The organism is Clostridium tyrobutyricum DSM 2637 = ATCC 25755 = JCM 11008, assembly GCF_000359585.1.
GTDB classification, from domain to species: domain Bacteria; phylum Bacillota; class Clostridia; order Clostridiales; family Clostridiaceae; genus Clostridium_B; species Clostridium_B tyrobutyricum.
This window is the reverse complement of the sequence record NZ_APMH01000003.1, coordinates 117,382-141,781: the sequence shown is the minus strand read 5'-3', so window position 1 is coordinate 141,781 and position 24,400 is coordinate 117,382. Positions and strand designations below refer to the sequence as shown.

The 24,400-nt window shown below is 30.6% G+C and carries 22 protein-coding genes; 1 reads left to right on the top strand and 21 read right to left on the bottom strand.

The features are described from left to right. Positions 1-13 precede the first annotated feature (13 nt). From J418_RS0102850 to dprA, 21 genes are all read right to left on the bottom strand, one after another. Complete coding sequence (locus J418_RS0102850; RefSeq protein WP_017750605.1) at positions 14-325, bottom strand: ribosomal L7Ae/L30e/S12e/Gadd45 family protein; 312 nt, start codon at positions 323-325, stop codon at positions 14-16. Further along, positions 315-584, bottom strand: coding sequence for an RNase P modulator RnpM (gene rnpM / locus J418_RS0102845; protein ID WP_017750606.1), 270 nt, complete (start codon positions 582-584; stop codon positions 315-317). The genes J418_RS0102850 and rnpM overlap by 11 nt, the downstream gene beginning before the upstream one ends. A gap of 13 nt (positions 585-597) precedes the next feature. After that, the gene (gene nusA / locus J418_RS0102840) at positions 598-1,668 is read right to left on the bottom strand and encodes a transcription termination factor NusA (protein ID WP_017750607.1); all 1,071 of its coding nucleotides are present in this window, start codon (positions 1,666-1,668) and stop codon (positions 598-600) included. A gap of 17 nt (positions 1,669-1,685) precedes the next feature. Continuing rightward, the gene (gene rimP / locus J418_RS0102835) at positions 1,686-2,150 is read right to left on the bottom strand and encodes a ribosome maturation factor RimP (protein WP_017750608.1); all 465 of its coding nucleotides are present in this window, start codon (positions 2,148-2,150) and stop codon (positions 1,686-1,688) included. Positions 2,151-2,357: 207 nt separating this feature from the next. Then, positions 2,358-2,999: an amino acid ABC transporter permease gene (locus tag J418_RS0102830; protein ID WP_017894747.1), complete on the bottom strand. Its 642-nt coding sequence runs from the start codon at positions 2,997-2,999 to the stop codon at positions 2,358-2,360. Next, entirely contained in the window at positions 2,996-3,667 is a 672-nt protein-coding gene (locus tag J418_RS0102825) for an amino acid ABC transporter permease (RefSeq protein ID WP_017750610.1), read from the bottom strand. The genes J418_RS0102830 and J418_RS0102825 overlap by 4 nt, the downstream gene beginning before the upstream one ends. Further along, a complete protein-coding gene (locus tag J418_RS0102820; RefSeq protein WP_017750611.1) occupies positions 3,667-4,467 on the bottom strand; it encodes a transporter substrate-binding domain-containing protein in 801 nt (266 codons plus the stop codon). Before J418_RS0102820 ends, J418_RS0102825 begins: the two co-directional genes overlap by 1 nt. 42 nt (positions 4,468-4,509) lie before the next feature. Continuing rightward, complete coding sequence (locus tag J418_RS0102815) at positions 4,510-5,235, bottom strand: amino acid ABC transporter ATP-binding protein (RefSeq protein WP_017750612.1); 726 nt, start codon at positions 5,233-5,235, stop codon at positions 4,510-4,512. 313 nt (positions 5,236-5,548) lie between these two features. After that, on the bottom strand, positions 5,549-9,859 hold the full coding sequence (locus J418_RS0102810; RefSeq protein ID WP_017894746.1) for a PolC-type DNA polymerase III: 4,311 nt from the start codon (positions 9,857-9,859) through the stop codon (positions 5,549-5,551). Between the two features lie 55 nt (positions 9,860-9,914). Continuing rightward, a complete protein-coding gene (gene ispG, locus J418_RS0102805) occupies positions 9,915-10,964 on the bottom strand; it encodes a flavodoxin-dependent (E)-4-hydroxy-3-methylbut-2-enyl-diphosphate synthase (protein WP_017894745.1) in 1,050 nt (349 codons plus the stop codon). Between the two features lie 28 nt (positions 10,965-10,992). Further along, positions 10,993-12,003 (bottom strand): RIP metalloprotease RseP, encoded by a 1,011-nt coding sequence (rseP, locus tag J418_RS0102800; RefSeq protein ID WP_017750615.1) that lies wholly within the window; start codon positions 12,001-12,003, stop codon positions 10,993-10,995. A 21-nt stretch (positions 12,004-12,024) separates the two neighbouring features. Further along, positions 12,025-13,200 carry a 1-deoxy-D-xylulose-5-phosphate reductoisomerase gene (locus J418_RS0102795; RefSeq protein ID WP_017894744.1) on the bottom strand — a complete coding sequence of 392 codons (1,176 nt, stop codon included), beginning with the start codon at positions 13,198-13,200 and terminating at the stop codon, positions 12,025-12,027. A 160-nt stretch (positions 13,201-13,360) separates the two neighbouring features. Further along, positions 13,361-14,158, bottom strand: coding sequence for a phosphatidate cytidylyltransferase (locus J418_RS0102790; protein ID WP_026142614.1), 798 nt, complete (start codon positions 14,156-14,158; stop codon positions 13,361-13,363). A 43-nt stretch (positions 14,159-14,201) separates the two neighbouring features. Beyond that, the gene (locus J418_RS0102785; RefSeq protein WP_017750618.1) at positions 14,202-14,957 is read right to left on the bottom strand and encodes an isoprenyl transferase; all 756 of its coding nucleotides are present in this window, start codon (positions 14,955-14,957) and stop codon (positions 14,202-14,204) included. A gap of 73 nt (positions 14,958-15,030) precedes the next feature. Next, positions 15,031-15,588, bottom strand: coding sequence for a ribosome recycling factor (gene frr, locus J418_RS0102780; protein WP_017750619.1), 558 nt, complete (start codon positions 15,586-15,588; stop codon positions 15,031-15,033). Between the two features lie 17 nt (positions 15,589-15,605). After that, entirely contained in the window at positions 15,606-16,319 is a 714-nt protein-coding gene (pyrH, locus tag J418_RS0102775) for a UMP kinase (RefSeq protein WP_017750620.1), read from the bottom strand. Positions 16,320-16,402: 83 nt separating this feature from the next. Then, positions 16,403-17,323: a translation elongation factor Ts gene (gene tsf / locus J418_RS0102770; protein ID WP_017750621.1), complete on the bottom strand. Its 921-nt coding sequence runs from the start codon at positions 17,321-17,323 to the stop codon at positions 16,403-16,405. Positions 17,324-17,414: 91 nt separating this feature from the next. Continuing rightward, positions 17,415-18,116 carry a 30S ribosomal protein S2 gene (gene rpsB, locus J418_RS0102765; RefSeq protein ID WP_017750622.1) on the bottom strand — a complete coding sequence of 234 codons (702 nt, stop codon included), beginning with the start codon at positions 18,114-18,116 and terminating at the stop codon, positions 17,415-17,417. 140 nt (positions 18,117-18,256) lie between these two features. Then, the gene (codY, locus tag J418_RS0102760) at positions 18,257-19,033 is read right to left on the bottom strand and encodes a GTP-sensing pleiotropic transcriptional regulator CodY (protein ID WP_017750623.1); all 777 of its coding nucleotides are present in this window, start codon (positions 19,031-19,033) and stop codon (positions 18,257-18,259) included. Between the two features lie 295 nt (positions 19,034-19,328). Continuing rightward, entirely contained in the window at positions 19,329-21,446 is a 2,118-nt protein-coding gene (gene topA, locus J418_RS0102755) for a type I DNA topoisomerase (protein ID WP_017750624.1), read from the bottom strand. Positions 21,447-21,548: 102 nt separating this feature from the next. Beyond that, the gene (dprA, locus tag J418_RS0102750) at positions 21,549-22,661 is read right to left on the bottom strand and encodes a DNA-processing protein DprA (protein WP_017894742.1); all 1,113 of its coding nucleotides are present in this window, start codon (positions 22,659-22,661) and stop codon (positions 21,549-21,551) included. 151 nt (positions 22,662-22,812) lie between these two features. Here dprA and J418_RS0102745 point away from each other — a divergent pair, with 151 nt between their 5' ends. Continuing rightward, the gene (locus J418_RS0102745) at positions 22,813-24,330 is read left to right on the top strand and encodes a YifB family Mg chelatase-like AAA ATPase (RefSeq protein WP_017894741.1); all 1,518 of its coding nucleotides are present in this window, start codon (positions 22,813-22,815) and stop codon (positions 24,328-24,330) included. Positions 24,331-24,400: the final 70 nt, after the last annotated feature.

Genomic DNA, 24,400 nt, shown 5'->3' with positions numbered 1-24,400 from the left:
TTCACCCCCGAAATTAAAGTTTATCCTCTTGGTTAATACTAATTAACTTTTCGCTTATGTTTTTATCTTTAACACCAATGATTTTTATTTCATCTACTCCAATAGCTTTTCCAAGATCCTCTTTAGAATATTTTATTATAACACTTATATTATATTTATTGCCATATTTCAAAAATTTATTTAAAGTGTTTTCAGAAGCATCTTCAGATAATATTATAAGATAAACTTCATGCTTTTTAATATTTTCTTCACATTTATTATATCCTTCTAAAATTTTTCCTGCACGTTTGGCGAGGCCTAAAAATTTCAAAAAATCATTTTTCATTTTCTATTTCTTCCTTCAAGCTGTCATATAAGTCTTCATTTATTTCTATTTCAAGATTTTTTTGAAGTCTTTTATTTTTAAAAGCCTGTTCAAGACATGTAATATTCTTACAAATATAGGCTCCCCTTCCGTTTTTCTTTCCTGTAAGATCCACAAAAACTTCGCCTTCTTTATTTTTTACTACTCTTATTAGTTCTCTTTTTGGTTTCATTTCCATACATCCAAGGCACATTCTCTGTGGTATCTTCTTTTTTTTCATAAATAACACCACCTTAATTTATATTATCTTCTTTACTATTATCTAATTGTGTTTTGCTCTTTATATCGATTTTCCAACCTGTAAGTTTAGCTGCTAATCTAACATTTTGTCCTTCTTTACCAATAGCAAGAGATAATTGATCATCATCTACTACAATTTGTGCAAATTTATTATCTTCATCTATATCTACATCTAAAACCTTAGCAGGGCTTAAAGCATTAGCTATATATTCTTCTGGAAGTTTACTCCACTTTATTATGTCTATTTTTTCATTTTTAAGTTCATTTACTATGCTTTGAACTCTTATTCCTTTAGGTCCTACACAAGCACCCATAGGATCCACATTTTCATCGTTGGAGTGTACTGCTATTTTAGTTCTGGAGCCAGCCTCTCGTGCAATTGACTTTATATCTACTATACCATCGAATATTTCAGGTACTTCCAATTCAAATAATCTCTTTATAAGTCCTGGATGTGTCCTGGATATTACAATTTGTGCACCTTTTGTAGTATTTTTTACTTCTACTATATATAGCTTGATTCTATCATTAAAATTATATTTTTCACCAGGCATTTGTTCATTAGGTCCGAGTACAGCCTCTGTTTTGCCTAGATCTATAAGAACATTATTCTTATCTTTTCTAATTACCGTTCCAGTTATTATATCATCTTCCTTTTCGGTAAAATCACTATATATAATTCTTCTCTCTTCTTCCTTTATTCTTTGAATTACTACTTGTTTTGCGGCTTGTGCAGCTACCCTACCAAACTTCTTAGGAGTAACTTCTATACTTACCAAATCCCCAAGTTCATATTTTGGATTTATTGCTCTAGCTTCGTCTAGTGATATATCATTTAATTCATCTTCTATTTCTTCTACTACTGTTTTTTGGGAATATACATGGATTTCTCCATTTTCCCTATCCATGGTAACTTTCACGTTTTGACCATTGCCAACATGTGCGGCATAATTTTTCTTGTAAGCAGCTACCAATGCATCCTCTATAGTAGTAAACAGTAAATCCTTGCTTATTCCTTTTTCCTTTACTATTTCTTTTAAGGCCTCTATAAATTCTTGATTCATTTCTATTATACCTCCCCTTAGAAATTAACCTTCAAACTCACATCATAAATTTTGTTTTTAGGGATAGCTACTTCATTATCTTCAACTTTTATATATACGTCATCTGTATTGAAATTCAAAAGCTCCCCTTCATATGTTTTCTTTCCATCTAATAATCCTTCTATATTTACAGTTACCATATTTCCAATATATTTTTTTAAGTGATCATCTGTATATAATTTTCTTTCTATTCCAGGTGAAGATACTTCCAAATAATATGAAAAACTTATAGGATCTTTTTCATCAAGCATAGCACTAACTTCTCTGCTTACTTTCTCACAATCATCTAGAGATATTGGAGAATTTTCATTATCTATATATATTCTTAAATAATTTTCATTTTCTTCTTTAACTAATTCTAAATGATATAATTCATATCTTAAATTACTAACTATAGGATTTATTAATTTACGTAATCTATCTAATAAATTATTTTTATCCATATTTTATTTCCTCCTTACTTTATATGTTAAACAATTCGAAAGAAAAAATGTAAAATCATAATTTAAAAACGCAACTTACGCTGCGTTTTTACAAATAGAAAGAGTGGGTTTTAACCCACTCTACAATTAAACAATCTTCTGTAGAATTACTACTCTAATTCTAACATAACAAAATACTTATTTCAAGATAAATATTGATTCTAAATATCAACGAACTATCTTAAGCTGCTGCTTATCTGCTAATATGGACAAAATATAATTGATTATGAAATAGGTGAAAGCTAACATTGCAAAAATAGTTATTACCTGTGATGTTTTTGCATATTGACCCATTATTATCATTCCCTTACCTGTTAACTCCTCAATTCCTACAGCCCATACATATGATGTATCTTTTATTACTGTAATAAAAGTAGAACAAAGCGGAGGAATCATATTTCTAAGAGCCTGAGGTAGTACAATATATAATAGTATCTTCCCATATGAAAATCCCTGAGAAGCCGCTGCTTCCCATTGGCCTTTGTTTATAGAGTTTAAACCAGCTCTTATAACCTCAGCCACAATTGCACTAGTAAATATAGTCATTGCCACAATACCTGCATTCATAGGTTGTAATTTAGTCATAAATCTTATACCTAGTATGAATAAAAGTAAAGGCATATTACGTACAATTTCTATATACAAAACTGCTATCTTACTTACAATTATATGATTTGAATATCTTGCAATTCCTAAAATAGTTCCAAAAATAAAACTTAATATAATAGTAACTATAGCTATGTGGAGTGTTGTTCCTAAACCTTTTAACAGGAATAGTAATATTTCTGGTTTAAAAAGTTCCGTGATCATACTCCCACCTCACTTTTATTTTCTATTCTCCTGGCAAATCTTGCAAGAGGCAGGCATAATAGCAAATACAACAATGCAGTAACTATGTAAGCTGGACCATAGTATAAATTATTACTTGACCAAGAATCAGCCTGATACATCAAGTCTCCTCCTGCTATCATAGCCATTACAGACGTGTTTTTTATCAAACTTACAGCTTGATTGGTAAGAGGTGGAAATATTATTCTAATTGCCTGAGGCAAAATAACATACCTCATAGCTTGAATATTGGTAAATCCCTGTGAAACAGCTGATTCCATTTGTCCTTTTGGCACTGCTTCAATACCTCCTCTGACTACTTCGGCAATATATGCTCCATGATATATTCCAACGCCAATAGCTCCTACCGCAAATACTGATATCATTATATTAAAATGAGGAAGCACATTATACAAGAAGAAAACTTGAATTACAAGCGGAGTATTTTGTATAATTGCAACATATATCTTATTTATTCTTTTCAATGGTTTATTATGTGACGTGCCCATTACGCCAAATATAATGCCCAATATTAAAGCTAAGGCTAATGCTAATATAGATGCCAGTATAGTTGTTAAAAAGCCCTGCAAAAATATAGATTTATCATTTAAAAGAGCTTCCCATTTAAATAATGCAAAAGGACCTGGCACTATTGAATCCCCCACTTAGCAATCAGCTTATCTAATTCACCTGATTTTTTCATTTCACTAATAGTTTCATTTACAGCCTTAGCTAATTCATCATTTCCTTTTTTAGTAGCAACACCATAATCTTGTGGGCTAAATTTTTCTTTTAAAACAACTGTTGAATTGTCAATATATCCAGTTAATATTGATCTATCTACAGAAAAGCAATCAATTCTTCCTGAATCTAATGCTGATTTAATATCAGGATAGCCTTGGAATTCCATAAATGTAACTTTACTTCCAACCTTTTCTGCTTCTTTCTGTATTGCCTGTTTACTTGTGGCACTTTGAGCAACTCCTATTTTTTTTTCGTTTAAACCTTTTAAGTCCTTGATACCAGAACTTTTCTTAACCATTAATCCTACGCTATCTGTAAAATATGGTTCTGAAAAATTATAACTCTTCTTACGCTCATCAGTTATAGTAAAGGTAGCTGCAATCATATCAACTTGTCCACTGTCTAAGAGTGGTCCTCTTGTTTTAGCTGTTACACCTTGAAATTGTACTTTATTTTCATCTCCAAATATCTTTTTGGCAACTGCTTTTGAAAGATCAATTTCAAATCCTTCAATTTTAGAAGTTTTAGGGTCCTTATATCCAAATTTAGGTACATCTAGTTTGACACCCACTTTAAGAGTTCCTCTATCTTTTATTGCTTTAAGATCAGAACCTGAAGTTTTTTGTGAACTAGAACTACCGCACCCTGCAAAAGTAAAAGCAACTATTAACAATAAAATTCCAGATAAAATTTTGATTTTTTTCATGTTTCTGTTCCCCCAATTAATAATTATTTTATATAAGTACCTTTAATGTACTATTCGACTTAAAAACATCTTTGTCCTCTCATTAGTCGGATTGGTAAAAAAGTGTTCTGGTGAACCTTCCTCTAATATTGATCCTTTATCTACAAATATGACCCTATCTGCAACTCTTCTTGCAAATCCCATTTCGTGAGTCACTGCAACCATTGTAATACCTCCACTTGCAAGATCAATCATAACATCTAACACTTCTTGAATCATTTCCGGATCCAAAGCTGATGTAGGCTCATCAAACAATATAATTTCCGGTTTCATATTAAGTGCCCTTGCAATAGCTACACGCTGCTGTTGTCCTCCTGATAATTGAGCTGGATAAACATTTGCCTTATCTTTAAGTCCTACTCTTTCTAGATAAGCCATTCCAGATTCCTCAGCTTCTTTCTTCGGAACTTTTTTAATCAAGACTGGTGCAAGAGTTAAATTTTCTAGTACAGTCTTATGTGGATATAAATTAAACTGTTGGAATACCATTGCAACTGATTGTCTTATTTTCGTAACTGGGGCTTTAGGTAATGTTATATCAGTATCATCTATTATAACCTTGCCCTTACTTGGCTTTTCCAACAAATTCATACACCTTATTAATGTACTTTTACCAGATCCGCTTGGACCAATTATAACTACTTTTTCTCCATTAGACACTTTCAAATTAATCCCTTTTAATACATGTAAATCTCCAAAATATTTGTGAACATCTTTTAATTCAATCATTTTAAATCACCTTTTCCAAGTAAAATTGAAATTTTTTAAAATATAATTGTATGAAATTAAAATATAAAAATTATTAATGAATAATATCGAAATAAATCATTCTTACTATATATTAATTTTATAATTATTATGCAATATCAATTGTATATTGTCAATAGTAAAACATATTTTTATTATTTGTCTTTATTTGTGAAATGCTTGAGTATTATATGTTCATGATTTATAATATTGATAAAAATAAAGACATAACAACAATGTTTAAAATTGCAATCATGTCTCCATATATTTATTAAATTTAAATTTTAAAAATTATTTATGCAAACAAAGAAAGCTGATTTGTTTCTGGAAGTCCTTTTAGGCATCCATGAACATCTAGCATTTCTATTGCACTTTTAGAAGCTTTACCTCTCATTTTTAAATCTTCTTTTGATATAAATTCTCCTTGTTCTCTGCCTTTAACTATATTTTTTGCTGCATTTTCTCCTATACCCTGAAGTGCATTTATAGGAATCCTTATCCCTTCGTCTTCTATTAAGAACTTTACAGCATCCGATTTATAGATATCTACTGGAAGAAATTTTATTTTTCGTTTATACATCTCATAAGAAAGTTCTAAGATTGTTAGGAGCCCTTTCTCTTTCTGTGTAACATTATTACCCATAGTATATATTTCATCCATTTTTCTCTTTATTGATTCTTCCCCTTTTATAATTATATCTACATCAAATTCATCAGCTCTAACTGTAAAATAAGTAGCATAATAAGCCTTGGGATAATATACCTTAAAGTAGGCAATTCTAACTGCCATCATAACATATGCCACGGCATGCCCTTTAGGAAACATGTATTTTATCTTCTTACATGAATCTATATACCAATCTGGTACATCATGCTCTCTCATAAGTGCTTCTCGCTCTTCTGTTAGACCTTTTCCTTTTCTCACTTTCTCCATTATGGTAAATGCATCTTTCGGAGGTAAACCTTTGTTAAGCAAATACATCATTATATCATCTCTACATGCTATACAATCGCTTAACGTAGTATATCCTTCCTTTATATAATACTGAGCATTATTCAACCATACATTGGTACCATGAGATAGCCCTGATATTCTTACTAAATCGGCAAAATTCTTAGGTTTTGTATCCAAAAGCATCTGCCTTACAAATTTTGTACCAAACTCAGGTAATCCATATGTTCCAACAGGACAACCCAGTTCCTCAGCAGTAACTCCTAATGCTTCCGGTGAAGTAAAAAGGCTCATGACTTTATGATCCCCCAGAGGAATTTTTTTAGGATCCAATCCTGTCAAATCCTGAAGCATTCTCAAAACAGTAGGGTCATCATGACCCAATATATCCAGTTTCAATAATCTACCACTTATGGAGTGATAATCAAAATGCGTGGTTATTATATCTGTGTCATTATCATCTGCCGGATGTTGAACTGGAGTAAAATTGTATATTTCATTATCAGCTGGAACTACCATTACTCCACCAGGGTGCTGCCCTGTAGTTCTCTTTATACCAGTACATCCAATTGTAAGCCTTTCTATTTCAGCCTGGGGTGCTGTTATATTTTTCTCTGATAAATATTTTTTAACATATCCATAGGCCGTCTTTTCAGCTATAGTTCCAATAGTTCCAGCTTTAAAAACGTGTCCTTTACCAAACAATACTTCCGTATATTTATGTACTACAGATTGATATTCACCTGAAAAGTTCAAATCTATATCAGGCTCTTTATCTCCATTAAAACCAAGGAATGTTTCAAATGGTATATCGTGTCCATCACGTCTCATATCAGTTCCACATTTTGGGCATTTCTTTTCTGGAAGATCCGCACCAGAACTTACTGAACCATCCGTAATAAATTCACTGTGTTTACATTTAGGGCAAACGTAGTGTGGTGGAAGGCCATTTACCTCTGTAATATTTGACATGGTAGCAACAAAAGAAGATCCTACAGATCCCCTGGATCCTACAAGATATCCATCTTCTGATGACTTTGCTACAAGTTTTTGTGCAATTAGATATAAAACAGCATAGCCGTTGTTTATTATGGAATTCAATTCTTTATCCAGTCTTTTTTCTACTATATCAGGTAATTTATCACCATATACGGAATGTACTTTATGTAATGTCATATCCTTTATCTGTTCTTCTGCACCTTCTATCTTAGGAGGAAATGTTTCATCCGGTATCGGTTTAACATCACCTATCATATCGGTAATCTTGTTTGTGTTGTCTATAACTACTTCTTCTGCCTTTTCTGTCCCAAGATATTGGAACTCTTCAAGCATTTCCTCAGTAGTTCTAAAATATAAAGGCGGCTGATCATCTGCGTCAGAGAAACCCCTGCCAGCCATTATTATCCTTCTAAATACTTCATCTTTTTCATCCATAAAATGTACATCTCCTGTAGCAACTACCGGAAGATTATATTTATCTCCAAGATAACAAATTCTCTTATTTATTTTTTCAAGTTCTTCTTGCCCATTTACAGTTCCATTTCTTATCATAAATTCATTATTACCCGTAGGCTGTATCTCCAGATAGTCATAAAACTTCAATGTATGTTCAAGTTCACTATCACTCTTTCCACTTAAAACTTCTCTATAAATTTGTCCTGCTTCACAAGCACCGCCTATGATAAGTCCTTCCTTATACTTCATTATAAGACTTTTAGGCATTCTAGGCCTTTTAAAAAAATAATCAAGATTAGAGAATGAAACTAGTTTATATAGATTTTTTAATCCGATCTGATTTTTTACTAAAATTATAAGATGATATGTAGGTTCCTTTTTTATATCTATATTTTTTAAAAATTCACTATTAATTTTTCCAAGATTAAGTATGTTTCTATCTTTAAGAATTTTAAAACATCTTAAAAGTATATCGGCTGTCGCTCTTGCATCGTCTACTGCTCTATGATGATTTTCAAGGGATATACCCAGATGTTTTGCCACTACATTTAATTTAAACTTCTTTAATTCGGGAAACAGGAATCTAGAAAGAAGTACTGTATCCACAATTGGGTTTTTAAATTCCATATCCATATCCCTGCAATTCTTCTTTATAAACCCTGTGTCAAATCCTGCATTATGAGCTACTACTACTGAATCTCCTATAAAATCTATAAATTCAGGTAGTATTTTCTCTATTGGATCCGCACCACTAACCATAGAATCTGTAATACTTGTAAGATCCACAATACGGCCAGGTATTGGAATTTGAGGATTTACAAATTCACTAAATCTGTCTATTATTTTTCCATCTTTAATTTTAATTGCACCTATCTCTATTATTTTATCATTAATACTTGAAAATCCTGTAGTTTCAATATCAAATACTACATAGGTGTCATCTAGGTTTCTTTCCTCTCCTCCTATGGCAATTGGAACACCATCATCTACTAGATAAGCTTCTATACCATATATAACTTTTATATTATATTTTTTTGCAGCAGCCATAGCTTCAGGATAAGCTTGAACTACACCATGGTCTGTTATAGCTATAGCTCTATGTCCATAACTTGCGGCTCTCTCTATAAGATCTGAGGCAGAACTTACAGCATCCATGGCACTCATCTGTGTATGAAGATGTAGTTCTACTCTCTTTTTAGATGCATTATCCGTCTTTTTTGTCTTAATGGATTTTACTATATCCTTTGCCATTATTACCAATTCTCTTGCATAAGGATCATTTACAGATTCTCCTCTTACAGTACAGTAAAGTCCTTCCTTTATCTCTTCAATTATTCTCTCTGCATCTCTTGGCCTTGGGAAAAACTTAACCGTAATAGAACTAGTATAATCTGTTATATAAAATGTAACTATTTTTCTTCCTGTCTTAGTTTCTATAATTTCCTTTTTAAATATAGTTCCCCTTATAACTACAATACCTTGAACTTCTGTTATATCTTTTATTTCCATAGGTGCTCCAGTTATCGGTTTTCCAAATATGATAGATCCGGATTTAACTTCTCGATTTTCATTTTTAAAAGCACTATTTCTTTTAGATGTTGTTTTGTTTTGAACCTTATTTGGTACTATAGACCTATTTTTCAGCATACTCTCTATATACTTTTTTTCCTTGTTCTGGCTTTCTTCTAAGAATTTCTCATTATAAAGATTTTTGTCATATATCAAAAACACAGTACATTCTATTCCAAATATATCCACTATAACTTTATGCATAAGCTTTTCTAAATTTTTATTTTTTAGAAAATTGTATATGAAATTATTTCCACTATATATGTTTATAGTATTGTCTTCTACCTTTTTTGAAGATTTAGTCAAAAATTCTTTACATACAGGAATATACGAGGAAATTATATTTACTAATTCAAGCCAATAATTATTGCATACTTCGCCTAAGGATACATTTGATATGTCCTTATAACATATAAGATCAATATTATTAAAGCATCCTAATTCTTCACTAACTATCTGCTTTATTTTATGTTTTACCTTGAAATTTAGCTCATTAACCGATTTAACAATTACTTTTAATTTATTGCTCTTTTTTAAATACTGAACCTTTTGCAGCTTTATTTCTTCAGGAATAATATCACTATTGCAATCTATATTTTCCTGCAAAAGTTTTATAATGTCAGTACTCATTATTCACAGCCCCCTTATGTACAAAACTGAGCTAACAACATATGCTTTTTGTTAATTACATATTTTGAATTTCTTCCATAAGAGCTTCAACTAGATTTTCTTCTCTTACTTTCTTTATAATATTTCCATTTTTAAATATAAGTCCTTCACCTTTTCCTCCAGCTATTCCAATATCAGCTTCTCTTGCTTCTCCAGGTCCATTTACCACACAGCCCATTACTGCTACTCTAATATTTTTATTTATATGAGAAAGCCTTCTCTCAACTTCTTCAGCTATTTTTATAATATTAATTTCAGTCCTGCCGCAAGTAGGACAGGATATCAACTCAATTCCCTGTTTTCTTAATCCACAAGCTTTTAGTATTTCTTTTCCAACTTTAACTTCTTGTATAGGATCTCCAGTTAAAGACACTCTTATAGTATCTCCTATTCCTTCCATAAGAAGCGTTCCTATTCCTACACTCGACTTTATAGTACCAGTAAATCCAGTACCTGCCTCTGTTACTCCAAGATGAAGCGGATATTGGCAAATTCTAGATATTTTTCTGTAGCTGTCTACCATTTGAATAACATTAGAAGATTTTATGGATATAACAATATTATCGAAATTTACATTTTCAAGTATTTTTACATGATTCAGCACACTTTCAACTAATGCATCTGAAGAAACCCCTCCATATTTTTTTAACATATCTTTATTTAAAGAGCCTGAATTAACCCCTATTCTAATTGGTATATTTGAATTTTGAGCTGCTTTAGCAACCTCTTTTACTCTATCATTACTACCTATGTTGCCTGGATTTATTCTAAGAGCAAACACGCCATTTTCTATGGATTTAATTGCCAGTCTATAATCAAAATGTATATCTGCAACTACAGGTATATTTACACTTTTTGTGATATCTTTAAGTGCAGTACATGCCTCAATATCAGGAACAGCACATCTCACTATGTCACATCCCATTTTTTCCAAGGACTTTATTTGTTTTATGGTAGCTGCTCTATCTCTTGTATCCGTATTTGTCATGGATTGCACAGTTATTTTGGAATCTCCACCTATAAATATATTTCCTAATTTTATTTTTTTAGTATTTGATCTACTCATTATTAAACTCTCAACTTTCAAATTTATATTAAAATTGAATAGGATGTATTAAATCTTTTACTGTTACCAGTACCATAAGCATCATAAGGATAGCAAATCCTACATAATTTATTACTCCTACTTTATTCTGATCTACTCTTTTCCCTGTTATTATTTCAAACAGAAATAGAAATATGTAACCACCATCCAATGCTGGAAATGGTATTATATTAAATATTGCAAGTTGTATACTTATATATGCAGAAAAAGCCAATAAAGTAAGTATACCTGCCTTTGCCGCTGCTCCAGATAATTTAATTATAGTAACAGGTCCCCCTACATCATTCATATTGGCCCTTCCCTGGAAAAGTGTTTTAAAAAATGAAAAAGTCTGATTGATAAGTGATCGTGTCTCTACAAATCCATATGATATGGACTGGCCTATACCAGGGCTCTTTATTTGTCTTGGAGCCACTCCCACCATATATCTATTTTCAGCCTTATCCTTAATTGGAGTTAGTGTAACTTGTTTTAAATTTCCATCTCTATTATAAGTAATATTAACTGGCTCCTTACCACTTAAGTATACCGCAGATGAGAAATCCTCCCATGTAAGTACTTTAGATTTATTTACCCTAACTATTTTATCTCCAGATTTTAATCCTGACATCTGTGCTGGATAATTGTTTACTGTTTTATCTATTATAGGAGCTAAATATCCTTTTTGCGATGCTATTATGGCAAATAAAATTACTCCAAGTATAAAATTCATTATAGGTCCTGCTGCTACAACACTTAATTTTCTAAGAGGACTTTTATTATTAAATGCCCTTGGATCAGTACTCTCTCCTTCATCGCCGAGCATTTTGACATATCCGCCTATTGGCAATAATTTAATAGAATACTGTGTTTCATTTTTCTTTATTCCAAATAGCTTTGGGCCCATTCCTATTGCGAATTCCTCTATCTGAACTCCATTTATCTTTGCCAAAGTAAAATGTCCTAATTCATGAATAAAAATTAATACTCCAAAAGCTATTATTGCTGCAATTATATACAATAACCATTCCTCCTAAATATATTATTTAATTCTTTCATCTGCATAAGAGTATTTGAGATTTACATAATTTTTTATGCTCCTATTTAATTCCAGTATATCATCTAATGTATAATCTCCTTTTCTCTCAAATTTATTCATACAGTCTTCCAATATATCCATTATATCTAAAAACTTTATCCTTCCAGACAAGAACAGAGAAACGGCAGCTTCATTGGCACAATTTAATATAGCTGGCATGGTTCCACCTATTTTTCCCGCTTCATAGGCCAGTTTAAGTGGTCTAAAAGTATCCATATCAGGTTTTTCAAAATGCAAACTTGAAATACTGTAAAAATCCAATGTATCTACTACTTTGTTTTTTCTTTCCGGATAATTTAATGCATATTGTATGGGAAGCCTCATATCTTTACTTCCAAGTTGTGCTATAATACTGCCATCCTTATATTCCACCATGGAATGAATCAAACTTTCTGGATGAACTAAGACTTGTATTTTTTCATATGGCATATCAAAGAGCCAATGAGCTTCAATAACTTCCAACCCTTTATTCATAAGAGTTGCAGAATCTACTGTAAGTTTTCTTCCCATTTGCCAGTTAGGATGATTTAAAGCTTCATCCACAGTCACATCTAAAAGTTCACTTCTTTTTTTGCCTCTAAATGGTCCTCCAGAAGCTGTAACAATTAATTTATTCACATTTTCAATTTTATTTCCTCTAAGGCATTGAAAAATTGCTCCATGTTCTGAATCTACAGGGATAATTTTCGCATTATTCTGCTTTAACTCTCTTTTTACAATTTCACCTCCAGCAACAAGAGTCTCTTTATTCGCAAGTGCTATAGTCTTGCCAGCCCTTATGGCCTTTATAGTTGGTACAAGTCCTACTATTCCAACTACAGAAGTAACTACTATGTCTACATTTTCTAAAGAAGCTATTGTATTTAATCCTTCTATTCCAAATAATATTTTTGTATTTACATTTTTATTACTACAATATTCTTCAACTTTATCATAAGATGATTTTTCATTTAAGACTGCATATTCGGGTTTAAATTCATTTATTATATTAACAAGCTTTTGGAAACTGCTATTTGCAGAAACTCCAATCAACTTGAAATTTTCTCTATCACTTCTAATTACATCAAGTGTTTGAGTTCCTATGGAACCCGTAGATCCCAATATGGAAATTTTCTTCATTAAAACATCTCCCTATTAAATTAAACTATAACTTGAACTACTTATTTAACAGCAATTAAACTATGATTATTATATCATATTTACATTATTATAATAGTTAAAGTTTATGAAACTATTTAAAACAAATATCCCCATATACAGAATGAGGATATTTTTGATTTTATATTAAATTTAAAAATATCAAGTAACAATAGACTATAAATCCTGAAAATAACACACTGTCAAATCTATCTAAAATTCCACCATGCCCAGGTATCAGATGACTATAATCTTTTACTCCTGCATATCTTTTTATAGATGATGCAAATAGGTCTCCAAACTGGCCAAAAATTCCACAAAGAATTCCTATTGCAATATAATTGTACAAATGTATCGGAACGCCTCTATAAGCACAGAATATACCAAATAATCCACATATGACAGTACTTCCTATTATTCCGCCTATAGATCCTTCTATAGTTTTCTTAGGACTTAATTTAGGACTTAATTTGTTTCTTCCAAAAATCCTTCCACTATAATAAGCAGCAGTATCACAAACCCATGATGAAATAAATATAAGCCATACTAAATACTTTCCATAATCAGATTGGTTAACTATAACTATATAACTAAAAAACACACCTACATATAAAAATCCGAATACAGTTACGGCTGCATCTATAAAATTATATTTTAAATCAAGAACTGGTATACAAATAGTAATAAACACTGCTATTATAAGAAATAAAAATATGAATTTGTAATCCATATAATAATTTATAAAAATGTAATATACTATACAAATTAAATACCCAATTATACTTATTGGCTTTATTTTATTTTCCTTTGTTGTCTTATAAAATTCATACATTCCCAAAAGTGACAATATCATAATTAAATATTTTAGATATATTCCACCTATAAATAGAAATAATATAAAAGGAGCAATTATAACCGCTCCTAAATATCTATTATTCAAAATAGCACCTCCACAGTTGATACTTAATCTGCCAAATAATAATTTATTTAATTTTTCCAAATCTTCTATCTCTATTTTGATAATCATATATAGCTTGAAGTAGATCTTCTTTCTTGAAATCAGGCCAATTTATATTAGAATACCAGAATTCGGAATATGCACACTGCCACAGTAAAAAATTACTAAGTCTCTGTTCGCCACTTGGTCTTATTATAAGATCTGGATCTGGCATTCCCTTAGTATAGAGATAATTTGAAACAAGATTGTCATTTATATCCTCTTCCTTCAGCAATCCATTCTTTATATCCAAGGCCATAAGTTTAAAGGCTCTTACAATTTCTGCTCTTCCTCCATAATTAAAAGCTAAATTTAATACTAATCCTGTGTTGTCCTTTGTGTTATTATATGCGTTTGTCAATTCCCTTGCACATAATTCTGGAAGTCCAGATGTATCTCCAATATTATTTATAACCACATTGTTTTTATTTAATTCATCAAGTTCTCTTCTTAAATATTGAACTAGGAGTTTCATAATTGCAGAAACTTCATCTTTAGGTCTCTGCCAGTTTTCAGTAGAAAATGCATATACAGTCAAATATTTTACTTTCAACCTATCGCATTCTCTTACAATTTTCTTTAGAGCTTCTACTCCTGCTTTGTGTCCCATTGTCCTTGGGAGCTTTCTCTGCTTAGCCCATCTTCCGTTTCCATCCATAATAATAGCTATGTGTGTAGGTATATTATCTTCATCAATATGTAGTATTGTATTTTTATTATCTTTATAAAATTTTTCTAACATATTCAAATTCTCCGTTCGACAAATTAGATTTATCTTAATAAAACCTGCAAAAGCAGGTTTTATAGCAAAAAGATTATATTGACATAATTTGCTTCTCTTTATCAGCAATTATGTTTTCTATTTCTTTTATAAATTTATCAGTTTTCTTTTGTATCTTGTCTTCTGATGATTTTAGTTCATCTTCTGTTATTTCATTGCTTTTCTTCATTCCCTTAAGCTTGTCATTACAATCTCTTCTTATAGATCTTACTGCAACTTTTGAATTTTCTTCTGATTTTTTTATATTTTTAACTAAATTTTTTCTAGTTTCCTCTGTAAGTTCAGGAACCATAAGTCTTATAACTTCACCATCATTTGAAGGATTTATTCCCAAATCTGATTTTAATATTGCCTTTTCTATTGCCTTAATAGCACTTTTATCCCAAGGTTGGATAGCAAGTACCCTAGTTTCAGGTATAGAAACATTTCCAAGTTGGTTTATAGGTGTATTAGTACCATAATATTCGGCCTCTATTTTATCAATCATAGCCGGATTAGCCCTTCCTGCTTTCATAGAAGCTAACTCCTTCTTCAAAGATTCAGTAGTTTTCTGCATCTTTTCATCTGCCATTTTTAAAACATCATTAATCATAAAAAATACCTCCTAATCTATCCTTTACTTACGAGTGTACCAATTTCTTCCCCTAAAACAGCCTTAACTATATTTTGAGGATTATCCAATCCAAATACCAAAATAGGTATATCATTGTCCATACATAATGTTGTTGCTGTGGAATCCATAACTTGAAGTCCTTTATCCAGTACTTCTATATAATTGAGTTTTTTATATTTTTTAGCATCATTGTATTTATGGGGATCCTTGTCATATACTCCATCTACTTTTTTAGCCAGAAGTATAACTTCAGCTTCTATTTCAGCTGCACGAAGAGCAGCTGTAGTATCTGTAGAAAAATATGGATTACCTGTTCCTGCTGCAAATATTACTACTCTATTTTTTTCAAGATGTCTCATTGCGCGTCTTCTTATAAAAGGTTCTGCTACTTCTCGCATTTCAATAGCCGTTTGAACTCTAGTATTAACTCCCAAATTCTCAAGAGAATCCTGTAATGCCATTGCATTTATGCATGTAGCAAGCATACCCATATAATCTGCTGTAGTTCTGTCCATATCAGCTCCATTTCTTCCTCTCCAGATATTTCCTCCGCCTACAACAGCCCCTACTTGAACTCCCATATCTACAATTTTCTTTATTTCTTTGGCTATATTTTTTGCTACTTGAAAATCTATTCCATATCCATTTTCTCCTGCCAGTGCTTCTCCTGACAATTTAAGCATTACTCTTTTATATTTAGAACAATCCATATTGTACCTCCAAATTATTATAAATGTATATAATTAATAGCCACTCTAAAAAAAGAGAACACTGAGTGTCCTCTTTTCAGTTTCTATTTGCCTTCCATTTGCTTCTGTACTTCTGCAGCAAAGTCCTCTTCTTCTTTTTCTATTCCTTCGCCTTTTTCAAATCTTACAAAAGCAGAAGCTTTTATTGGTGCTCCAACTTCTTTAGACTTATTCTGCAAATATTTGTTGATAGTTAAATCTGAATCCTTTATCCATACCTGATTAACTAGACAATTTTCTTTATAGAACTTTTTGATTCTACCTAAAACCATCTTTTCAACAATTTTTTCAGGCTTACCTTCATTTAGTGCCTGAACTTTATATATTTCCTTTTCTTTTTCAATGACATCTTGATCTACTGAAGATTCATCCAAAAACATAGGATTAGCAGCAGCTACCTGCATAGCTAAATCTTTTGCTACTTCTTTCAATACTTCACTTTGTTCGTCACATTCAAGTTTAACAAGAACACCTATTCTTCCGTCTCCATGTATATAACTTTGAATAACTCCATTTTCAACTGACAATTTTTCAAATCTTCTTACTGCCATATTCTCACCAAGTGTAGAAATAAGCTCTGTAAGTGCTTGAGATATTGTCTTTGTTTCATCAAGTAAATACTTTTCCTCTACAAACTTTTCTACAGAACTTGCACTTGTAGATGCTGCCTGTTTTGATAATGCATTTGTGAATTTAACAAACTTATCATTGATTGCTACAAAATCTGTCTCACAGTTAACTTCAACTATAGCAGCAGATTTTCCATCTTCTGAAATATATGTGCTTACAACGCCTTCAGCTGCTGTTCTTCCTGCTTTTTTAGCTGCTGCAGCCAAGCCTTTTTCTCTAAGTATTTCAATAGCCTTATCAATATCTCCATTTGAATCACTCAAGGCCTTTTTGCAGTTCATCATGCCTGCTCCAGTTCTTTCTCTTAAATCCTTTACCATTTTCGCAGTTATCATAAGCATATTCCGTTATTAGCATTATTAAAGATCACTAATCAACGGTTTTCCACTCCCTTCAATATTTGTATTTAATCCCAAATCAAATTTACTATTCAGCTAGTTGCTCTCCCTGTCTTCCTTCTATAACAGCATCGGCTACTTTAGATGTAATCAATTTTACCGCTCTTATTGCATCATCGTTTCCAGGTATAACATAATCCACTTCGTCAGGATCACAGTTTGTATCAACTATAGCTACAACTGGAATGCCAAGAATTTTAGCTTCTGATATAGCATTTTTTTCTTTTCTTGGATCTACTACAAACATTGCACCTACATTATTTGCATTCATAGCTCTGATACCGCCTAAATTTCTTTCAAGCTTATCTTTTTCACCTTTCAATTTTATAACTTCTTTTTTAGGAAGGACTTCAAAAGTTCCATCCTCTTCCATTTTATCTAAATCGTCTAATTTTTTTATTCTAGTCTTTATAGTTTCGAAATTTGTAAGCATACCGCCTAACCATCTATTATTAACATAGAACATATCGCATCTCTTTGCTTCTTCTCCAATTGCTTCCTGAGCCTGCTTTTTTGTTCCTACAAAAATTATATCTTTTCCTGCTTGTGATACTTCTCTTATAAAATTATATGCCTTTTCTACCTTTTTAACTGTTTTCTGTAAATCTATTATATATATTCCGTTTCTTTCTGTGAATATATAAGGAGCCATTTTAGGGTTCCATCTTCTAGTTTGATGTCCAAAATGAACACCCGCTTCTAATAGTTGTTTCATTGAAATAATTGACATAAATTTCCCTCCTAGGTTTTTCCTCCATCATCTGCATATTTATAAATTACCATAAGGCACCAATTTATAAATTAGATAATGTGTGTGATTATTACTGTATGTAGTATATCATATTGAAAAGATGTATTCAATAAAATTTACTATTTTATTTTTTTAAGTTCATCCATAAGTTTATCATTTAATATCTTTATATGAGTTCCTTTCATTCCAAGAGATCTTGACTCTATCACACCTGCACTCTCAAATTTTCTCAACGCATTTACAATAACAGATCTAGTTATTCCTACTTTATCAGCTATTTTAGATGCTACAAGCAATCCTTCATTTCCATCTAATTCATTAAATATATGTTCAACTGCCTCTAATTCTGAATATGAAAGTGTGCCTATTGCCAATTGTACTACAGCTTTTTTTCTAGCTTCCTCTTCTATTTCATCATTTTTTGCCCTTAACATTTCAAGTCCAATTATAGTGGCACTGTATTCTCCAAGTACTAGATCATCATCAGTAAACTCTTCTTTGAATTTAGATATAAACAATGAACCAAGTCTTTCTCTATTGCCCACTATAGGAACTACCGTTAAAAATTTACCCTTGATATATTCTTCTCCTTCGTTTCCAAAGTTGAATATTTGAATATTGGATGCATTTGATATTGTCTCACGTATATTAAGTAATTTATTATTATATTCTTCCGGAAATCTCATATTATTTATAAATTCCATATTTATATCGTTGTTTTCCGAACTTTCAGAAAAATTATAGCCCAATATTTTGCCTTTTCTACTTATAATATATACACTGCAATTTAATACATTGCTTAATAAATTACATATATCATCAAAAACTACCGGTTCAGTTCCTGATTTTTGTAATATCTTATTTAGCATCCTTGTTTTGTTTAACAGAGATGTCATTTCGATTCCTCCTTTGATGTTGAATTTATTAATACGTTACTACACATATTATAACACTATAAAATAAAATCCCTTATATTAATTTTCACAACAAGTAGAATAATTCCCATTACAAAATTAACAATTTAGATTTTTTAAAATATTTAGAATTATTTTTTACACCTAATTATAATAACATAATAGCTATCATATTTCAACATTATTTTTTATTTAAAACCTGGACATAAGATATGCATAGTCCATATAGATGTTAGTAACTATCTTCTATATAAACTATGCATATCTTATCCACTATCTATTTATCCTTATTATCTGAATCTGAATCAGAATTTTTATCCTCTTTATATTTCCTATGTTTACATTCACTATTTGAACATTCTAAAAAACTTCCTTTAGATTTATTGTATTTCTTCACCATATAATTTCCACACTCGGGACACAGCTCATTTGTTGGTTCAAACCAACTTACAAAATCACAGTCTGGATAATTACTGCACCCATAAAATTTTCTTCCTTTTCTGCTTCTTTTTAATACTATCTTACCTCCACACTTAGGGCACTGCACATCCAACTCTTCTACTATAGGTTTCGTATTTTTACATTCAGGATAACCTGGACAGGCAAGGAAATCGCCAAATCTCCCATGCTTTATTACCATGAACCTACCACATTTATCACACTTTATATCTGTTACTTTATCTTCTATTGTTATCTTGGCTACTTCTTTTTCAGCTATATCAATTGATTTCTTTAAAGGTTTAAAAAACTCACCTACAACTTTTCTCCAGTTAACTTTGCCTTCTTCTATATTATCTAATTTTGATTCCATGCCTGCTGTAAATTCTACATCTACTATTTGCTTGAAATATTCACTTACTATATTATTTACTATATTCCCTAATTCTGTAGGAATCAATGTCTTTTTATCCCTCTCAACATATTTTCTGTTAAGAATTGTAGATATTATTGGTGCATAAGTACTTGGCCTTCCTATTCCGTTTTCTTCCAATGTCTTGACTAATGATGCCTCTGAATATCTTGCTGGTGGTTGAGTAAAATGCTGTTTTTCATCAATGGATTTCTCAATTAATTTTTCATCTACGCTTAGTTCTGGTAAACTTGTTTCATCTTTTTCATCGCCTGTAGAATAATCATAGACTTTCATAAATCCATCAAAATTAACCTTTGATCCACTTGCTTTCAATCCATAATTTTTATTTATTATATCTATTGATTTTACATCAATTATACTTTGTGCCATCTGGCTTGCTACAAATCTCTTCCATATTAAGTTATATAATTTATATTGTTCAGGTTTTAAGCTTTCCTTAATTTGATCAGGAACTAATGATATATTAGTAGGTCTTATAGCTTCATGTGCATCTTGAATATGTTTTTTACTTTTAAAATTTCTTGGTTTTTCTGGAATATACTTATCTCCTAAAGTTTCCTTTACAAAATCCCTGCAATCATTTTGAGCCTCTTCTGAAATTCTTACCGAATCTGTTCTCATATATGTTATAAGTCCAACTGTACCATGTTTTTTTATATCAACACCTTCATAAAGTTGTTGTGCTACAGACATAGTTCTCTTTGTAGAAAAATTCAATTTTCTATATGAATCCTGTTGAAGTGTACTTGTAGTAAATGGCGGCAGTGGATTCTTGTTTTTTGAAGTCTTTTTAACATTTTTTACTATAAATTCTCCTGATTTTAGATCTTCAATTATTTTGTCTACTTCTTCTTTATTGTTTATCTCAATCTTCTTTTTATTTAAAGTAGTAAGTCTAACTTTAAAAGTTTTTTTTGTAGATTGTTTATGCAAAAAACATTCTACTGTCCAATATTCCTTTGGTATAAATTCCTTTATCTCTTTTTCTCTTTCACATATCATCTTTAATGTAACAGATTGAACTCTTCCTGCACTTAATCCCCACTTAACTTTTCTCCAAAGTATAGGGCTTATCTTATATCCTACCAATCTATCTAAAACTCTTCGTGCCTGTTGTGCATCTACAAGATTTATATTGATTTTTCTTGCCTGCTTTAAAGAGCCTTTGACTGCACTTTTAGTAATCTCATGAAATTCTATTCTACATTTATCATCTTCATCTAAATTTAAAGCATGTAATAAATGCCATGAAATAGCTTCACCTTCCCTATCAGGGTCGGTAGCAAGATATATTTTATCGCTTTTCTTAGCTTCTTTTCTAAGCTTGCTTAAGAGCTCACCTTTTCCTCTTATTGTTATATATTTAGGATTATAGTCATTGTCAACATCTACACCTAGTTGACTTTTAGGCAGATCCCTAACATGCCCCATGGAAGCCTCTACTACATAATTCTTTCCCAAATATTTGCCTATTGTTTTAGCTTTTGCTGGCGACTCTACTATAACTAATTTCTGTCCCATATATTATTACTCTAATTTTTTAAAATTAATCAGAGCATTACACCCCCTCATATTTTATCTAGTACATTTTAATTTAATAGTTTTACAGTAGAATATTATGTATTAATTTATAATTTTATTTTTATCCGGTACTTTAACATAATAATTTCCTGAAAGACAAATTATCTTATTTTTTAACTGCAATTCAAATAATAACCCATATAATTGTTTTATGTCAACATTAGTTTCCCTAAAAATATCATCTATATGTAGTGGGGTATCACCTATAATGTCATATATTATTTTTTTATTTCCACCTAATTTATCATTGTTTTCTTTATATTTTATATCATATTCTATTTTCATAAGTTGAAATAAATCCTCAAAATTATTAAATGGATACGCGCCCTCTTTTATTAATTTATTTGTTCCCTTACTCTCATTAGAAAAAATTGGACCCGGGACTGCCATTATATTTTTTCCCTGTTCCAAGGCTATATCTGCAGTTATTAACGCACCGCTTTTCTCTCCGGCTTCAACTACAATTACTAAATCACTTAATCCACTTATTATTCTATTTCTCATAGGGAAATTATAGGACATCGGTGGTGTTCCCGGTGCAAATTCAGAAATAATACATCCTCCTTTTCTCAAAATTTCATAATATAATTTTTCATTATTTCTAGGATATATCACGTCTATTCCTGATCCCAAAACTGCACATGTATATCCGCCCGATAAAACACATCCTCTATGGGCGAACGCATCTATTCCCCTTGCTAGGCCACTTATTATGTTTATATTATTTTTAGAAATTTCTGAGCTTATCATATCAGCTACATTTCTTCCATATATACTACACTTTCTAGAACCTACTATTGCCACATTTAAATTTATATTCAATTTTGTTATATCTCCTATATAAAACATAACAACTGGGGCATCCATATACTCTTTTAGATTCTGTGGATACAATTTATCGTTTAAATTAACTGATTTAATACACTTTCTATATGCTTTTTCAACTATATTTTCTAATCTTTCCTTATCCCAGGCTAGTTTTAAATTGCTGTTCATTTTTAAATTTTGTTTATTATTAGAACATATTTGTATGGACTTATTATGGTAAACATTTGTCATCCAAATTTCTTCTGTATTTTCAAATCTTTTTATTAAATTTACTTTTATTCTATTAGGCAAATTAACAATCGAAAACCATAAATCATATATATTCATACAGCACTCCACCTTTTAAAAATTAATATTTTTTATTATTAACACTAAAAAATTATTTTATTCACTCCTTATCAAGCGAAATTTTTATAAATACAATTCAAATTCGTTTAATTGTATTTATTTGTGTCAATAATTAAGCAGAGGTGATGTCATGGTTATAAAAATAAATGCTGCAGCCATTATAGGCATAGATGCAAATATAATATCTGTAGAAGTAAATGTTGAAAATGGATTCCCGTGTTTTAATATTGTAGGATTAGCAGATGCTTCTGTTAGGGAATCAAAAGACAGAGTACGATCTTCTATAATAAATTCAGGATATAAATTTCCTATAAAAAAAATAACTGTAAATTTAGCTCCTGCATATATTAAAAAAACCGGTTCACTTTTTGATCTTCCAATAGCCATAGGAATATTATATGCTACCGGACAAATACATTTTAATGATTCAAAAGAATTTATACTTATTGGTGAACTATCTCTTTTTGGTAATTTAAATAGAGTAAACGGTGTATTAGCAGTAACTATTGAGGGATTAAAAAACAATATTAAAAATTTTATAACTCCAGATGATAATAAAGATGAATGTTCACTTATAAAAGATATAAATTGTTATCCATTTAAAAACCTGAAACAAGTAGTATCTTTTATAGAAAATAGAAATATACTTCCATACACTAATAAAATAAAAAATGCAGATTTTAAAAAATATGGGTTGGACTTTTCAGATATAATAGGTCAAGAAAGTTGCAAACGCGCTGTAGAAGTTGCTGCTGCAGGTAACCATAATATATTCATGATCGGTCCTCCAGGTTCTGGTAAAACAATGATAGCAGAGCGAATACCTACTATACTTCCAAAATTAAATTACAAGCAGTCTCTTGAAGTTACAAAGATATACAGTTCAGCAAATATGCTCAATAAAAATGAATCCATCATTAAATATCCTCCATTTAGAAACCCTCATCACACTACGACCCCAGTTACCATAATAGGAGGTGGAGCTAATTTAGCCCCTGGAGAGATCTCACTTGCTCACAATGGAATATTATTTCTAGACGAAATAACTGAATTTAAAAGAAATGTATTGGAAACACTGAGACAGCCTTTAGAAGAAAATTTCATAATGATAAGTAGATGTAATGGTAAAGTGGTTTTTCCATGTAATTTTATGACAGTATTGGCTGCAAATCCATGTAGATGTGGTAACTTTGGTTCCAATAGATATTGCTCTTGTACAGAGTATGATAGGAAAAGATACATATCCAAACTTTTTTCTCCATTAATGGATAGAATTGATCTATTCATTTTTGTACCAACTCCCTCTCTTAAAGATATTGAAAACAAACCTATAAATGAAACATCTAAAGATATACAAAAGAGGATAATTGGTGTTAGAAAAATTCAAGAAGAAAGATTAAAACATGAAAATATTTATTTCAATTCTCAGATGAGTGTAACACTAATAAAAAAATATTGTAAACTTGATAGTAAAACTAAAAATTTAATAAATAATATATTCTGTAAATACAACTTGAGCTTGAGAGCTTATAATAAGATACTTAAAATATCACGAACAATAGCTGATATGGATAATAAAGAATTAATAAAAGAAGATCATGTTATAGAAGCTCTAAATTACAGAAAATTTTTAGAAAATATAATTTAATCGCATAAAATATTTTGTAATATATTCCATTTAATGTAAAAAAATATTATAATATTATACATACAAAAGT